The organism is Leifsonia sp. McL0607, assembly GCF_049993355.1.
GTDB lineage: Bacteria > Actinomycetota > Actinomycetes > Actinomycetales > Microbacteriaceae > Leifsonia.
Genome location: NZ_CP188253.1, coordinates 2,512,601 through 2,527,099, shown reverse-complemented (window position 1 = coordinate 2,527,099; position 14,499 = coordinate 2,512,601). Strand labels below are relative to the sequence as shown.

The 14,499-nt window shown below is 69.7% G+C and carries 14 protein-coding genes; 4 read left to right on the top strand and 10 right to left on the bottom strand.

Annotated features, from left to right (window positions below; all coding sequences use genetic code 11):
- Window positions 1-5 precede the first annotated feature (5 nt).
- Window positions 6-905: a ParA family protein gene (locus ACPPVW_RS12120; protein ID WP_426623374.1), complete on the bottom strand. Its 900-nt coding sequence runs from the start codon at window positions 903-905 to the stop codon at window positions 6-8.
- Between the two features lie 135 nt (window positions 906-1,040).
- Here ACPPVW_RS12120 and ACPPVW_RS12115 point away from each other — a divergent pair, with 135 nt between their 5' ends.
- Window positions 1,041-1,553 carry a GNAT family N-acetyltransferase gene (locus ACPPVW_RS12115; protein WP_426626293.1) on the top strand — a complete coding sequence of 171 codons (513 nt, stop codon included), beginning with the start codon at window positions 1,041-1,043 and terminating at the stop codon, window positions 1,551-1,553.
- On the opposite strand, the gene xerD is transcribed toward ACPPVW_RS12115, so the two are convergent.
- From xerD to ACPPVW_RS12075, 8 genes are all read right to left on the bottom strand, one after another.
- Window positions 1,535-2,440, bottom strand: coding sequence for a site-specific tyrosine recombinase XerD (xerD, locus tag ACPPVW_RS12110; RefSeq protein WP_426623373.1), 906 nt, complete (start codon window positions 2,438-2,440; stop codon window positions 1,535-1,537). The two genes, ACPPVW_RS12115 and xerD, sit on opposite strands and share 19 nt — an antisense overlap.
- Window positions 2,437-3,087: an NUDIX domain-containing protein gene (locus ACPPVW_RS12105; protein WP_426623372.1), complete on the bottom strand. Its 651-nt coding sequence runs from the start codon at window positions 3,085-3,087 to the stop codon at window positions 2,437-2,439. The genes xerD and ACPPVW_RS12105 overlap by 4 nt, the downstream gene beginning before the upstream one ends.
- Window positions 3,087-4,847, bottom strand: a complete 1,761-nt coding sequence (locus ACPPVW_RS12100) for a CTP synthase (protein ID WP_426623371.1) — start codon at window positions 4,845-4,847, stop codon at window positions 3,087-3,089. The genes ACPPVW_RS12105 and ACPPVW_RS12100 overlap by 1 nt, the downstream gene beginning before the upstream one ends.
- Before the next feature lie 72 nt (window positions 4,848-4,919).
- Window positions 4,920-6,644 (bottom strand): DNA repair protein RecN, encoded by a 1,725-nt coding sequence (recN, locus tag ACPPVW_RS12095; protein ID WP_426623370.1) that lies wholly within the window; start codon window positions 6,642-6,644, stop codon window positions 4,920-4,922.
- On the bottom strand, window positions 6,637-7,563 hold the full coding sequence (locus ACPPVW_RS12090; RefSeq protein WP_426623369.1) for an NAD kinase: 927 nt from the start codon (window positions 7,561-7,563) through the stop codon (window positions 6,637-6,639). Before ACPPVW_RS12090 ends, recN begins: the two co-directional genes overlap by 8 nt.
- A 105-nt stretch (window positions 7,564-7,668) precedes the next feature.
- A complete protein-coding gene (locus ACPPVW_RS12085) occupies window positions 7,669-8,460 on the bottom strand; it encodes a TlyA family RNA methyltransferase (protein ID WP_426623368.1) in 792 nt (263 codons plus the stop codon).
- On the bottom strand, window positions 8,453-8,620 hold the full coding sequence (locus tag ACPPVW_RS12080; RefSeq protein ID WP_426623367.1) for a hypothetical protein: 168 nt from the start codon (window positions 8,618-8,620) through the stop codon (window positions 8,453-8,455). Before ACPPVW_RS12080 ends, ACPPVW_RS12085 begins: the two co-directional genes overlap by 8 nt.
- 9 nt (window positions 8,621-8,629) lie before the next feature.
- On the bottom strand, window positions 8,630-9,967 hold the full coding sequence (locus ACPPVW_RS12075) for a lipopolysaccharide biosynthesis protein (protein WP_426623366.1): 1,338 nt from the start codon (window positions 9,965-9,967) through the stop codon (window positions 8,630-8,632).
- A gap of 110 nt (window positions 9,968-10,077) precedes the next feature.
- Between ACPPVW_RS12075 and ACPPVW_RS12070 the strand changes: the two genes are divergently transcribed.
- Genes ACPPVW_RS12070 through ACPPVW_RS12060 form a run of 3 tightly spaced genes read left to right on the top strand, consistent with a single transcriptional unit; the run spans window position 10,078 to window position 13,084 of the window.
- Complete coding sequence (locus ACPPVW_RS12070; protein WP_426623365.1) at window positions 10,078-11,130, top strand: glycosyltransferase family 2 protein; 1,053 nt, start codon at window positions 10,078-10,080, stop codon at window positions 11,128-11,130.
- Window positions 11,127-12,191: a glycosyltransferase gene (locus ACPPVW_RS12065; RefSeq protein WP_426623364.1), complete on the top strand. Its 1,065-nt coding sequence runs from the start codon at window positions 11,127-11,129 to the stop codon at window positions 12,189-12,191. Before ACPPVW_RS12070 ends, ACPPVW_RS12065 begins: the two co-directional genes overlap by 4 nt.
- Before the next feature lie 17 nt (window positions 12,192-12,208).
- Window positions 12,209-13,084, top strand: a complete 876-nt coding sequence (locus ACPPVW_RS12060; protein ID WP_426623363.1) for a glycosyltransferase family 2 protein — start codon at window positions 12,209-12,211, stop codon at window positions 13,082-13,084.
- A gap of 38 nt (window positions 13,085-13,122) precedes the next feature.
- Here ACPPVW_RS12060 and tyrS read toward each other — a convergent pair whose 3' ends face one another.
- Window positions 13,123-14,454, bottom strand: a complete 1,332-nt coding sequence (tyrS, locus tag ACPPVW_RS12055; protein WP_426623362.1) for a tyrosine--tRNA ligase — start codon at window positions 14,452-14,454, stop codon at window positions 13,123-13,125.
- Window positions 14,455-14,499 lie beyond the last annotated feature (45 nt).

The following is a 14,499-nucleotide window of genomic DNA, read 5'->3' as shown; positions in this document are numbered from 1 at the left end:
GGTCCTCAGGCGACGGCGCCACGGAAGATCAGTTCCCTCGCCAGCTGGCGGTAGGCCTCCGCCGCCTGATGCTCCGGCGCGAACTGCGTGATCGGGGTGGCGGCGACCGAGGCGTCCGGGAACTTCACCGTGCGCGAGATCACGGTCTCGAGAACCTGGTCGCCGAAGGCGTCGACGACACGCTCCAGCACCTCGCGCGAGTGCAGCGTGCGGGAGTCGTACATCGTCGCGAGGATACCGTCGAGCTCGATCGCCGGGTTGAGCCGCTCGCGGACCTTGTCGATGGTCTCGATGAGAAGGGCGACGCCGCGCAGCGCGAAGTACTCGCACTCCAGCGGGATGAGCACGCCGTGGCTGGCGGTCAGCGCGTTGACGGTGAGGATGCCGAGCGACGGCTGGCAGTCGATCAGGATGACGTCGTAGTCGCCCGAGACCTTGCGCAGCACGCCGGCGAGAATCTGCTCGCGCGCCACCTCGTTGACCAGGTGCACCTCGGCGGCCGAGAGGTCGATGTTGGCCGGGATGATGTCGAGCCCGGGCACGCCGGTGGTCTGGATGGCCTCCTGCACGTCGGCGTGGCGGTTCAGCAGCAGGTCGTAGATGGTCGTGACGTCGTGCGTCTGTGCGCCGAGACCGGCCGACAGCGCGCCCTGCGGGTCGAAGTCGATGGCGAGCACGCGGCGGCCGTACTCCGCGAGCACGGCGCCGAGGTTGATGGAGGTCGTGGTCTTGCCGACCCCGCCCTTCTGGTTGCAGAGCGCGACGATCTTGGCGGGCCCGTGCTGCGCCAGCTCGGCCGGCGCCGGGAACGCGCGCAAGGGCCGCCCGGTGGGTCCGAGCGGTGCGGCGAGGGCTGCGGTGTCCATGCCGGGAAGCTCCGTCCTGACCTCGTCGTTGCGCGTCACCTGGCTGTTCCTCGTCCTTGTCGATCGGAGACCGTTCGCGGCCTGTTCACTTCGGCCCATCCTATCCGCGTGCTCCCGCTTGCGTCGGCGTGACGGCGGCGGGTCCCCAGGGCGTACGCTGTGCGCGTGCCGACGATGCCGCCCGAACTCACCACCGATCGCCTGCGCCTGCGCCTCCGCGACGGCAGCGACGCCAAGTGGAGCCTGGAGCTGATCGCCGAGGACCCGTCGCAGGACTCCCGGCCTCTCGCCGAGGAGCGCGAGCGACTGGACACCCGGCGCCGGGCGGCCGAGGAGGCCGGGTACGGGATCTACGCGATCGAGCTGGCCGACACCGGCGAACCGATCGGCTACTGCGGCCTCGTCACCAGGCGAGCCACGCCGGCGCAGCCCGAGCTCGCCTACGAGCTGCTGCGCCGCCACGTCGGCAACGGCTATGCCACCGAGGCGGCTGCCGCGGTGGCCGACGCCGCGTTCGAGAGCGGCATCCCCGTGCTGTGGGCGATCGTGGGGCGCTGGAACGCGCCGTCGTTCCGGGTGCTGGAAAAGCTGGGCTTCACGCCCTCGCGCGTCACCGGCGAAGACGGGAAGGTGCTGGTGTGGCTGTATAAGAAGGCGCCGCGGGGACGTCACCGCGCCCGCGGGTGAGCCGTGACGTACACGTCCCGCAGGGCGTCGGCCGTGACCAGCGTGTAGATCTGCGTCGTCGCCACCGACGAGTGGCCCAGCAGCTCCTGCACGACGCGCACGTCGGCGCCTCCCGCCAGCAGATGTGTGGCGAACGAGTGCCGGAGGGTGTGCGGCGAGATCTCGACGCCCAGGTTCGAGCGTTCTGCCGCCGCCCGGATGATCAGCCACACGTTCTGGCGCGAGAGCCGAGCGCCGCGCATCCCGAGGAAGAGCGCGGGCGTCGCCCGGCCGCGCGACGAGAGCACCGGGCGTGCCCGCACGAGGTAGGCGGCGACGGCGGCCTGGGCGAAGCTGCCGAGCGGCACGATGCGCTGCTTGGCCCCCTTGCCGGTGAGCCGCACCACATCCGTGTCGATCACATCGTCCACGTTCAGGCCGACCGCCTCGCTGACGCGCGCGCCTGTCGCGTACATCAGCTCCAGCAGCGCCTTGTCGCGGAGGTCGTCGAGCTCGTCGCCGTCGGTCGCCGCCAGCAGCGCGGCGACCTGGTCGACGCTGATCGCCTTGGGCAGCGTGCTCGGCAGCTTCGGAGGCCGCACGTCGCGGGCGGCATCGACCTCCACCCTGCCCTCTTCGCGCAGGAACCGGTGCCACCCGCGCACCGTCGACAGCATGCGGGCGAGGGAGGTCGCGGTCAGCGGCGACTCCTCGCGCGACCCGAGGTGGGCGAGGTAGCCCGACACGGTCGCGCCCGACACCGCGCTCACGTCGTCGACGCCCTGTTCGGCGAGCCAGGCGGAGTACACCGCGAGGTCGCGTCGGTATGCGGCGACCGTGTTCGCCGAGAGGCCGCGCTCGATGGCGACATGCCTCAGGTAAGCGTCCACGTCCGCCGCGAGGGTCATCCCTCGGCGCTCGGAGCGCTCAGCTTCGGGTGGCTCGGCCAGGGCGCGACGGCGGCGCCGAGACTCGCCCAGCCCCGCTCGCGTGCGACCAGGGCCCCGAGCACGGCGATGCTCAGCGGCGCGTTGTGCGCGCGGCGCGCGAGCACGGCGTCCACCGCGTCCTCCAGCGGCACCCACGCGACCTCGATGTCGGCCTCCTCGGCCTCCCGAGCGAACGCCTCGTCCGTCGAGCGCACGTCCCTGGCCAGATAGATGCGGATCGCCTCGTCGTTGCCGCCCGGACTGGTGAAGATGTCGGCCAGCACGTTCCACTGACCGGCCTGCAGGTCGGCCTCCTCGGCCAGCTCCCGCTGGGCCGCGGTGAGCGGGTCCTCGCCGTGGATGTCGAGCAGCCCGGCGGGGATCTCCCAGTCGCGGTGGCGGACGGGATGCCGGTACTGCCGGATGAGCAGCACACGGCCGTCGTCGTCCAGCGCGAGCACCGCGACGGCACCCGTGTGGTCGACGTACTCGCGCGTGATCTCCTCGCCGTTGTAGCGGAAGGTGTCGCGGCGGACATCCCAGACCGTGCCTTCGAAAGCGGTCTCGGACGACAGGATCTCTGGGCAGAACGGCTCGTCGCCGATCACGCCGACCTCGGCCGCCATCAGGCGCCCGCGCCCACTTCTTCGGCTTCCTCCACCGCCACCTCGAACAGGAGGCTGGCCTTTTGGCGCTCGAGTGCGGCGCCGACGAGTCCCGCGAACAGCGGGTGCGCGTGGTTCGGCCGCGAGCGCAGCTCCGGGTGCGCTTGGGTCCCGACGTAGAACGGGTGCACGTCGCGCGGCAGCTCCACGTACTCGACCAGGTGGCCGTCGGGCGAGGTGCCGGAGAACCACAGGCCGGCGTCGGCGATCTGCTCGCGGTAGTTGTTGTTCACCTCGTAGCGGTGACGGTGACGCTCGCTGGCCTCCGGGCCGCCGTACAGCTCGGCGACCAGGGACCCCTCGGCGAGCGTGGCCGGGTACAGGCCCAGGCGCATGGTGCCGCCCAGGTCGCCGCCGGCGATGATCTCGACCTGCTCGGCCATCGTGGCGATCACGGGGAACTCGGTCTCCGGGTCGAACTCGGACGACGACGCCCCGGTCAAGCCGGCCTCGTGACGCGCGTACTCGATGACCATGCACTGCAGGCCCAAGCACAGGCCGAGCGCCGGGATGCCGTTATCGCGCGCGAACCGCAACGCGCCGACCTTGCCCTCGATGCCGCGCACGCCGAAGCCGCCCGGAACGCAGATGGCGTCGACGTCGCCGAGCTGAAGTGCAGTTCCCTCGGGCGTCTGGCAATCGTCGGACGGGATCCACTTGAGGTTCACTTTGGTGCGGTGGGCGAACCCGCCCGCGCGGAGCGCCTCGGTGACCGACAGGTAGGCGTCGGGGAGGTCGATGTACTTGCCGACCAGGCCGATGGTGACCTCGTGCTTGGGGTCGTGCACGGCCTCCAGGAGGCGAGCCCAGCCGTGCCAGTCGACGTCGGCGGCATCGTCGAGGCCGAGCTGGTCGATGATGTAGGCGTCCAGACCCTGATCGTGCAGCATGGTCGGAATGTCGTAGATGCTCGGCACGTCGACCGCGTTGACCACCGCCTGCTCGTCCACGTCGCACATGAGGGCGATCTTGCGCTTGTTCGACTCGGAGACCGGGCGGTCGCTGCGGAGGACGAGGGCGTCCGGCTGGATTCCGATGGAGCGCAGGGCGGCCACCGAGTGCTGCGTCGGCTTGGTCTTCTGCTCGCCGGACGCGTTCATGAACGGCACGAGCGAGACGTGCACGAAGAAGCAGTTCTTGCGGCCGAGCTCGTGACGCACCTGCCGTGCCGACTCGATGAACGGCTGCGACTCGATGTCACCGACGGTGCCGCCGATCTCCGTGATGATCACGTCGGGGGCCGGCTCGCCGTCCGGTCCGGGCTGCGCCTGCAGGCGCATCCGGCGCTTGATCTCGTCGGTGATGTGCGGGATGACCTGAACCGTGTCGCCGAGGTACTCGCCCCGGCGCTCCTTGGCGATGACGTTCGAGTAGATCTGGCCGGTGGTGACGTTCGCGGACTGGCCGAGGTTGATGTCGAGGAAGCGCTCGTAGTGCCCGATGTCGAGGTCGGTCTCTGCGCCGTCGTCGGTGACGAATACCTCGCCGTGCTGGAACGGGTTCATCGTTCCCGGGTCGACATTGAGGTAGGGGTCGAGCTTCTGCATGACCACGCGAAGGCCGCGGGCCGTCAGAAGGTTGCCGAGGGAAGCCGCCGTAAGGCCCTTCCCCAACGAAGAAACGACACCACCAGTCACGAAGATGTGCTTGGTAATGCCGTTGGATTTGCTGTTGTTCTGGCCCGCGTCTGAATAGTCCACCACGGGCTTATAGCTTATCACCTGCTGATGTGCCCACCGTGCGCCACGAGCACGACGCGCATGCCGCATGGCGGTCGCGGTGGCCGACGCGCCTCAGCGTGCGGCGGACGCCATCTCGACGAGCTCGCGCGCGTGAGCGAGCCCGCTCTCGGAGTCGGGGAGGCCCGACAGCAGCCGCGCCATCTCGGCGATGCGCTCGTCGCCGTCGAGGCGCCGGACGCTCGACTCCGTGACCGCGCCGTCGCTGCCCTTGACGACGGTGAGGTGGTTCGTGGCGAAAGCCGCCACCTGGGCGAGGTGGGTCACGACGATCACCTGCGAGTTCTCGGCCAGGCGGGCGAGACGACGGCCGATCTCGATCGCGGAGGCGCCGCCGACGCCGGAGTCGATCTCGTCGAAGATGAAGGTGGGCACCGGGTCGGTGCCGGCGATGACCACCTCGATGGCCAGCATCACGCGGGACAGCTCGCCTCCGGAGGCGCCCTTGCCGAGCGGTCGCGGCTCCGCGCCGGGGTGCGGTCGCAGCAGGATGGCGACCTGGTCGCGGCCACTGGCGGTGAACTCCTCGCGCTCGGTGACCTCCACGACGATCCGCGCGTCGGGCATGGCGAGGGCGGCGAGCTCGGCGGAGACCGCCTCGGCGAGCCGCTCGGCGGCCTCCCGACGGCGCGCCCCCAGATCGTCGGCGAGCTCGGAGGCGAGCGCGCCGTCGGCCTCGACCTCGCGGGCGAGCTCTTGGATGCGGTCGGCGTCGCCGTCGAGCTCCAGGAGGCGGAGGCTGCCGGTCTCGAGCGTCGCGATGACGTCGCCGAGGGTCGGGCCGTACTTGCGGACGAGCCCGACGAGCTCCGCGCGACGCTCCTGGACGACCTCCAACTCGCGGGCGCCGTCGGTGTCGAGCGCGGCGAGATACGTGGAGAGCTGCGCGGCGATGTCGGAGACGAGGTAGTTGGCGTTGGCGACCGCCTCGGCCGCCGGCCGCAGCTCAGCGTCGTGCGGCGCCGCGCGCTCCAGCTGACGACGAGCATTGTCGAGCAGGCCGAGAGCGTCGGCGCCCTCCGACTCCTCGGCCGAGAGCAGCTCACGCGCTCCCGCAGCGGCGAGACGAAGCTCTTCGAGGTTGGTCAGACGTTCGGCACGTTCGGCGAGTTCGTCGTCCTCTCCGGGCTGCGGAGCCACGGTCTCGATCTCGGCCATAGCTGCACGCAGGTCGTCGGCCTCGCGGGCACGGCGCTCCTGGTCGGCGACCAGCTCGTCGAGCTCGGCGCGGTTGTCGCGCCAGCGGTGGAAGACCTGGGCGTACGTGTCGACCAGCTCGGCGAACTCCGGGCCGGCGAACCGGTCGAGCGCCTCGCGCTGGGCGACGGCCGAACGCAACCGGATCTGGTCAGACTGACCGTGCACCACCACGAGCTGCCCGCCGAGCTCGGTCAGCACGCTGACGGGTGCGCCTCGGCCGCCGACGACGGCACGCGAACGGCCCTCGGCCGAGACCGAGCGGCTGAGCACCAGCTCTGCCTCACCGCCGCCGAGTTCGTCGACGTCTCCGCCGGCGTCGCGCACGCGCTCGACGACGTCGTCCGCGCCGACGACGCGCCAACGCCCCTCCACCCACGCCTGCGGGCTGCCGACGCGCACGGCGCCGGTGTCGGCGCGTTCGCCCAGCAGCAAGCCGAGCGCCGAGACCACCATCGTCTTGCCCGCGCCCGTCTCACCGGTGATCGCAGTGAACCCGGCCCCCAGCGGGAGGGACGCGTCGGCGATGACGCCCAGGTCGCGGATCGAGATCTCTTCGATGCCTCCACGAACGTCACTCACGGCCGGCCGGCCCCCGCCACCCGGTCACGGGCAGGTCGAACTTGTGCACGAGCCGATCGGTGAACGGCCCCTGGTGCAGGCGCGCGAGGCGCACCGGGATCGGCGAGCGGCGCACCACGACGCGGGCGCCGCGCGGGAGGTCGAACGCCCGCCGGCCGTCGCACCAGAGAATGCCCTCCCCGCCCGCGCGGTCGAGCAGCTCGACCGCGAGAGACGAGTCGGCGTCGACCACGAGCGGCCGCGAGAACAGCGCGTGCGCGCTGAGCGGCACCAGCAGGAGGGCGGCGACACCCGGCCAGACCACGGGGCCGCCGGCGGAGAACGAGTACGCGGTCGAGCCGGTCGGCGTCGACATCACGACGCCGTCGCAGCCGAAGCTCGACATCGGCCGGCCATCTACCTCGATGACGACCTCGAGCATCCGCTCACGGCTGGCCTTCTCGACCGTGGCCTCGTTGAGCGCCCAGCTCTCGTAGACGACCTCGTTGCCGACCTTCACGCGCGCGGAGAGCGTCATGCGCTCCTCGACCTCGTAGTCGGTGGCGAGCCCGCGCGCGACGGCGATCTCGAGATCGTCGCGCTCGCTCTCGGCCAGGAAGCCGACGTGCCCGAGGTTGACGCCGAGCAGCGGCGCCGTGCAGCCGCGGACCAGCTCCGCCGCCCGCAGGATCGTGCCGTCGCCGCCGAGCACGATCACCAGCTCGAGATCGCTGGCGCGCACCTCGTCACCGAGAACGGCGACGGAGTCGAGATCGGGAGCGGCGAACAGCAGATCGCGCCGTTCGTCTTCGCTGAGCACCGGGACGACGCCGGCGGAGACGAGCTGTCGGCAGACCTGTACGCCCGCGTCGAGGGAGTCTTGACGACCGGTGTGCGCGACGACGAGGATGTATCGCTGCGCGTCACCCGATGCCGTCACGTCGCCTCCTCACGAGCTCGTCGATTCCTTCTGGCTGCGTCCCTCCATTCTGCCGGTTTTCGGCCGCGGATGCGGCCGAGCGGCCAGATTGTGGAGAAGGTTCACTCAGGGCGAGAGGTGGAGGAGCGTGTCGCGCGACTCGGACGGATCCGGAGCGCCCTCCTGAAACCAGGCCAGGAACTCGTGATTGCCGTGCGTCCCGGCGATCGGGGACGCGATCACGCCGGCGGTGCCGAGCCCGGTGTCGTGGGCGGCCCAGAGCACCCGCTCGACGGCGTCCAACCGCAACCCGGGATCGGTGACGATGCCCTCGCGCACGCCCAGCCTGCCCACCTCGAACTGTGGCTTGATCAGCATCACGAAATCGGCGTCGGCCGCAGTCACGGAACGCAGGGCCGACAGCACCTGCGTCAGCGAGATGAACGACAGGTCCGCCACGACGAGTTCGGGCACGACGGCGGGGCCGACCAGACCTTCGAAAGCCGCGGGATCCAGCGAGCGCACGTTCACACCCTCGAACGAGCGGAGCCGTTCGGCGCCCACGAGGCGGGGATCGAGCTGGCCGTGCCCGACGTCGACGGCGATCACGAGACGAGCACCTCGTTCGAGCAGCACCTGGCTGAAGCCGCCCGTCGAGGCGCCGGCGTCGAGCGCGACCCGGTCCGCGACGGGGATGGCGAAGGCGTCCAGGGCCGCGATGAGCTTGTGTGCTCCGCGGCTGACGTAGTGGTCTGCACCCGCCACCACGAGCTCCTGCCCGTCCTCGATCCTCGTGGAGGCCCGCACGACGGGCCGCCCGTCCACCGTCACCAGGCCGTCGACGATCATCGCCGCAGCACGAGTGCGGGACGGCACGAGACCGCGCGAGACCAGTGCGATGTCGAGACGCTCAGCCATTCCCGCGCCGGTCGCTGTCTTCGAGCCTGGCCTGAAGGGACTCGTGCAGCTGCGCGTAGGCGTCCGCCCGCTCCGCTAGAGGCTGATCCTCGATCAGATCCAGACGCGCGACGAGGGCGTCGCCGTCATCGTCCACACTGTCGGCGCGGGTCTCTGGCATGCGATCACGCTACACCGGATCGGCTTCACGACCGTGGAGCGGATCCGGATCCGGCATCGTCGGCGGCTGCATCTGCAAGCGACCCGTCTCCCGGATCTGCCGAAGCCTCCGCCGCGCCGCCACGATCTGCACGATCAGCACCGAGACCTCGGCCAGGAGCTGACCGGTCAAGGCGCCTGTTCCTCCGAAGAACATGGCTCCGAAGAATATCCCCGGGAGGCCGACGGCAGCGCCGACCGCCGCAGAGGTCGCGACGGCGCTCACCCGCCGCAGCGACACGAGGAGCACCCCGCCCGTCGACACGCTCGTACACATCACCGCGATGCTCAGTCCCGAGATCACCGCTGCCAGCGGCGGGACGTGCACGGTGCCGGAGAAGATCACCTCGGCCGCCCACGGGCTCGCGAGGGCGAAGAGCGCCCCGGAGACCACGCCGATGCTGCCGCTCACAAAGGTCGCGCGCACGGCCCGGTGGACACGGCTCTCCGGGTCCACTTCGCGCCCGACCCAGCCTTTGAGGACGTACCCCACGGGGCGCACCACCTGCTGGACCATCCGTTGCAGTCGATCGACAGAGGCGAAAAGCAGGGTGGCGTTCGGGGAGCCCAGCGTCGCGACGGCCGTGCCGAGCGAGATGTAGACGCTCGAGAACACGCTCGAGCTCAGGGCGGCCCGTTGGTGTCCGATCACTCTCATCAGCCGCCGTGGGCTCAGTGAGACGAAGTCGCGCGGCCGCAGCTTCAGAACGATTCCGCCCGCGATAGGAGCGGCCACCGAGGCGAGCAAGAGAGCTCCCGTGTACGTCCATAGGGCCGCCCCGAGGTGGATGGCGACTGCGGACGCCGCGATGAGGAGCGCTCGTGGCAGGGCCTCGGTGTAGAGGAACAGCCGTGGCTTCAGTATCCCGACGAAGATCCAGCCGCCGGAGAACATCGCGATCGCGGCAGCGGCTGCGACGACGGCCGCCGTGTCGCCGAACCCTTCGGGCGCGAGCAGGAACGACAGCCAGACTGCGATTCCGATCGTCGGAATGCCGACGACCGCCTTCGCGACAAGCGAGACTCCGAAGGCGTTCGCGCGATTGCGCGGAGACATCCGCGCCACACGCTGGCTCCCGGACAGCCCCCAGCCCAGCTCGACGAGGATGCCGGCGGTGCCACCCAGCGACTGCCCGACTGCGATGGCCGCCCATGCCTCGCTCCCGTAGGACGCGGTGATCGCCGGCAGGGCGAGCAGCGGTGACACCGCGTTGAGGAGAGGGACCGCGAGGTAACTCACGATGGCGCCGGCGAAGAACCGGATTCGCGCCGGCGAGACTCGACGGGTCGGTGCGGGAGAGGAAGACATATGGCCTGATTCGTCGATGCGAAGCTGACCACAGGAACCCTGCAGGCCAGATCTGTCGTGTAGTATACCGTGACATTCGTCCCCGCTTTTTTCCGCCCTGAGGGAGCTCTGTGACCGCCAGCGCAGCCGATGAGCAGCGACCGACCGCGACGATCATCGTAGGGGTCCGCAATGCCGGCGACAGCGCGCCCCTCCTGGCCTCCCGCCTTGTCGATGCCGTGCGCCGACCGGGCGTCGACGCCGTCGTGGTCGACGATGGATCGGCCGATGACACGGGAGCCGTCCTCGCCGCGTCCTTCGGCGACGAGCCGGGCATCACGCTGATCCGGCACGAGGAGTCGGTCGGCATCGCGGTGCGGCGCAATGAGGCGCTCCGCGTCGCGCGCGGCGAGGTGATCTGGTTCGTCGACCACGACGACGAGTGGTCGGTGGCCGGCCTCGACACGCTGATGCGAGCGATCGGCGACGCCGACATCGTCTTCGCCCGCGCGGATTTCGCGTGGGGGCCCGGTCCGGGAGACCGCCGACTGATCGACGGCGTCGGAGGCTGGAGCACACCGCGGACGATTTCGACCGGGTCGGCCGCCGAGCTCATGATCGGCAGCACGATCCACGGTTACCTGTGGTCCAAGCTGTTCCGCCGCTCGACGCTGGGTGTCGACCCGTTTCCCGCTCTCGTGTCGCAGAGCGATGTCGTCGGCGTCGCCCGTGCTGTCGCATCCGCGCGGTCGGTCCGCGTCATTCCCGACATCGTCTACGTCTACCGTCGCCAGCCGGGGTCGATCACCCGTACACGCACGCCCGACCTTGCTGCGCTCAAGAGCGCTCATGACGGCGTGCTCGTGGAGCTCGGAGGATACGTCCAGCCGGACGAGCGGGATGTGTTCACGGCGCGCTTCCTGTGCCTCGCCGCCGTCAAGACCGCCGTGCGCTGGGGCGTCGCGGGCTCCGCGATGCGTCACACGTACAGGTCGGCGCAGGAATGGGCCCGCCCGCTCTCCCTGCGAGCGATCTTCCGACGTTCGAAGAGCCTCGGCGGCAGCATCCTCATCCTGAAGGTCGCCCCATCCCTGCTGCCTGCGGCATTGCGGACGGCATTGAAGGCGCTCGACACCCTGCGCGCGCTTCGCTCGCGCACTCGCGTGGGAGCCGAAGCCGAATGACGAAGACGACCTACCTGCGCGTCGAGAGCCGCACGTATCCCCGCAACCAGCGGATCCGCACCGCCTTGGTCGCTGCCGGGCACGAGGTGCGCGTGGTCGACCGCGAGTCCCGCGGCCCGAAGCCGTTGCGTATGCTCCGCGACTTCGCCCGCGGGCTCGCGGCGAGTCGCGGAAGCGACATCGTCGTCGTACCGGAGTTCTCGCTCCCCTTCGTTCCTGCGGCCTGGCTCATCGCCAAGCTCGTGCGGGCCACCCTGGTCGTGGACGGCTTCGTCGGCAAGTACGAGACCGTCATCGAAGACTGGCAGCTCGCGTCGCCACGGTCGCTGAAGGCGCTGCAATGCCGGCTGATCGACTCGGTCGCGCTGGCCCTGTCGGACATCTTCCTGATCGATACGGACGAGCGCGCCCGCGCGATCCGGTCACGTTCGCCGAGATCGCGCATCATGACGCTCCCGGTCGGCTCGCCCGACTGGGTGCGACCAGAACCACCCGCCGCTGCCGGGGATCATCTCCGAGTCCTCTACTCGGGCGGAATGCTGCCGCTTCACGGCGTCCCATTCCTCCTTCGCGCGCTCGCGCAGAGCGATCAGTCGATCATTCTCACCATGGTGGGCGACGCGGCGCCCGAGCGGACGGCGGAGTTGCACGCCACGATTCGCCGTCTCGGCCTCGTCGACCGGATCGTCTTCGTCCCGTGGCTCAGCCACGAGGAGCTGATCCGCACGGTGCACGAGCATCATGTCGTGCTCGGAGTGTTCGGCGACTCGCCCAAGGCCCGGAGCGTCCTGGCCAACAAGCTGTGGCAAGGGCTGGCAGCCGGGCGTCCCGTCGTGACACGGTCGAGCGCGGCTCTGGAGGAGATCGAAGGCACCGCCGGGCCGTTCCTGCTGGCTGTGGAGGACGAGGCCGACCTCACCCGCACACTCGACGCGCTGAACGCCCAGCGCACAGACCTCCCGTACGACCCGGCCATCGCGGACGCACTCGAGCTCTACGTGCAGTCGCGATTCGACGAGTTCACGGCCGCGATCGACGAACGGAAGTCAAGACGAGCATGACCGAACGCGTAGGACCCATGACCGTGATCGTCTCGGCGCGCGACGCCGAGACGACGATCGCGGCCGCCATGAGGAGTGCGTTGCGAAGCCTCCCCTCGTCCGCCCGGATGATCGTACGCTCCGACGGCAGCACTGATGGCACTCTCAGAGCCGCGCGCTCCGTCGACGACCGTCGCGTCCGCGTGCTCGAAGACGATGAGTGGGTCGGCATCCCGACATCGCTCAATCGACTGCTGGAGCACGTGTCGACGCCGCTCGTCACTCGCCTGGACTCGGACGACATCTCGCTGCCCGGACGTTTCGGCCCTCAGCTTCGCCGTATCGCCGCCGGCATCGACTTCAGCTTCACGACGTCGCTGTTCTGGCGCGCGGGTACACCGATCATCGCCCCGCAGAAGCCGTACGCGGTCACTGCAGAGTCATCGCCGTTCTTCCTTCTTCTCGCGAATCCGTTCATCCAGTCGACGATGGTCGCACGCACGGAGGCGATCTCCGACCTCGGCGGCTACCGGATCGTGGCAAGCGAGGATTTCGACCTCTTCGTCCGCGCAGCGACGAAGGGATTCGCGCTCGAACGGCTTCGGGTCCCTCGCCTGATCTATCGGCTGAGCCCCACCCAGATCACCAAGCAGGCATCCTGGTGGGCCGACCAGAAGTCGAGCCCCCTCGTCGAACAGGCCTTCAACGACCTCTCCACGCATGCGCTCGGATTCGTGCCGAGCTGGTTCGAATGGCGCCGGGCACAGTTTCCGCTGGAATCGGTGCCGTCAGGAGTCGACGCCGATATCGCGAGGTTCCGGTCCGCCATCGCGGGGCTACGACGTTCAGCACGGATGCCGTTGGAACGCCGTTTGGCGAAGATGGCCAAGCGTGCGGCGGAGGCTCGCCGCTAATCCGCACGGCCAGGTGACTTCGCTCACCAGCCCGATAGCTACTCCACGAACACGCCGCTGAGGGTCTTCTTGCCGCGTCGCAGCACGACCATCCCGCCCGGGAGCAGGTGATCGCCGACCGGCGCCTCCGCGTCGTTGACCTTGGCGTTGTTGACGGAGACGCCGCCCTGCGCCACAGCGCGACGCGCCTCGCCGAGGCTCTTGGTGAGCTCGGTGTCCACGAGCGCCTGCGCGATCGTGGTGGAGGCCGCCGTCGTCGTGTTGGGCAGCTCGCGCAAGGCAGACTCGAGGATCCCTCGGTCCTGCCCGGCCAGGTCGCCCTGCCCGAACAGCGCCTCGGACGCGGCGATGACCGCCTCCGTCGCCTCCGTGCCGTGGATGAGCGCGGTCACCTCGTAGGCGAGGCGACGCTGCGCCTCCCGGCGGAAGGGCTCTTCGGCGACGGCCCGCTCCAGCCGCTCGATCTCGTCGCGGTGCAGGAACGTGAAGACCTTGAGGCGGTCGATGACATCCGCGTCGTCGGCGTTGAGCCAGAACTGGTAGATGCGGTACGGGCTGGTGAGGTTCGCATCGAGCCAGATCGCGTTGCCCTCGCTCTTGCCGAACTTGGTGCCGTCGCTGTTCGTGATGAGCGGTGTGCCGATGGCGTGGCCGTGCACACCCTCCACTTTGCGGATGAGGTCGGTGCCGCTGGTGAGGTTGCCCCACTGGTCGCTGCCGCCGGTCTGCAGCACGCAGCCGTACTGGCGGTACAGCTCGAGGAAGTCCATCCCCTGGAGGATCTGGTAGCTGAACTCGGTGTACGAGATGCCCTCGTCGGAGTTGAGACGCGCCGCGACGGCGTCTTTCTTGAGCATCGTGCCCACGCGGAAGTGCTTGCCGATCTCGCGCAGGAAGTCGATGGCCGACAGCGGCGCCGTCCAGTCGAGGTTGTTGACCAGGCGTACGGCGTTGTCGCCCTCAGAGGAAAGGAAGCGGGTGACCTGCTGCTGCAGGTCGCCGACCCACTCCGAGACGGTCTCCTTGGTGTTGAGCGTGCGCTCGGCGGTCGGGCGCGGGTCTCCGATGAGGCCCGTGGAGCCGCCGACGAGCCCGAGCGGCCTGTGCCCGGCAAGCTGGAGGCGGCGCATCGTCAGGAGCTGCACCAGGTTGCCGAGGTGGAGGCTCGGCGCCGTCGGGTCGAAACCGCAGTAGTACGTGATCGGGTCATCCGCGAGGAGCTCCTTGAGAGCGGACTCGTCGGTCGAGACGTGCACGAGTCCGCGCCACTTCAGCTCGTCCCAGACGTCGTCGAACGTCGGGTCGTTGGTCTGCGCGCTGAGCCTCTGCTCTGCGCTGCTCCGTTCTGCGGCTGCGGCGGTTTCTGGCACGCCCCCAGGCTAGCAGCGGGTGTTTCCCGGCTTCGTTCGGCGATC